At 67.1% G+C, this 882-nt stretch carries 1 protein-coding gene; it reads right to left on the minus strand.

From position 1 onward, the window contains the following. A partial coding sequence (locus BIV23_RS45160; RefSeq protein WP_177240272.1) for an acyltransferase domain-containing protein occupies positions 1-882 on the minus strand: 882 nt, incomplete at both ends.

Below are 882 nucleotides of genomic sequence, written 5' to 3' on the forward strand. Positions count from 1 at the left end.
CCAGTAGTGCTGTCGCTGGAAGGCGTACGTGGGCAGATCGACCGGCCGGCCACCCCCCAGCACCCGCTCCCACGCGACCTCCTGACCCGCCACATGCACCGCACCCAACGCCTGCACCAACGCCACAACCTCGTCCACCGACTCACCCGGCACACGAACCGAACGCTGCGACGCAACAAACACCGCCTCACCCTCCACACACCCCGCACCCATCGCCGCCAACACCCCAGCCGGCCCCACCTCCACAAACCGCCCCACACCCAACCCCTCCAACGAACGCACCGCATCCAGGAACCGCACCGCATCCCGCACCTGCCGCACCCAATACCCCGGATCCGACAACTCCCGCCCAGACACCACCCCACCCGTCACCGTCGACACCAACTCCAACACCGGCTCAGCAACCACACACCCCGCAGCCACCTCCCCGAACTCCACCAACATCGCCTCCATATGCGGCGAATGAAACGCATGCGACACCTCAAGACGCCGCACACGCCGCCCCACCCCCACAAACCACGCCACCACCTCCTCCACAGCAGCCACATCACCACTGACCACCGTCTGCCCCGGACCATTCAACCCCGCAACCGAAACCCGACCCCCCACACCACCCAACACAGCCACAACCTCAGACTCCGACGCCTCCACCGACGCCATCGCCCCACCCCGCTCACACCCCTGCATCAACCGACCCCGCGCAGCCACCAACCGCGCCACATCCCCCAGACCGAACACACCCGCCACATACGCCGCAGCCAACTCACCCACCGAATGACCCGCCACCGCACGCGGCACCACACCCCACGACTCCCACAACCGGAACAACGCCACCTCCACCGCGAACAACCCCGGCTGCGTGAACTCCGTCTCATGGATCAG

Origin of the sequence: Streptomyces monashensis, from assembly GCF_001866665.1 — a bacterium.
Classification (GTDB): Bacteria; Actinomycetota; Actinomycetes; order Streptomycetales; family Streptomycetaceae; genus Streptomyces; species Streptomyces monashensis.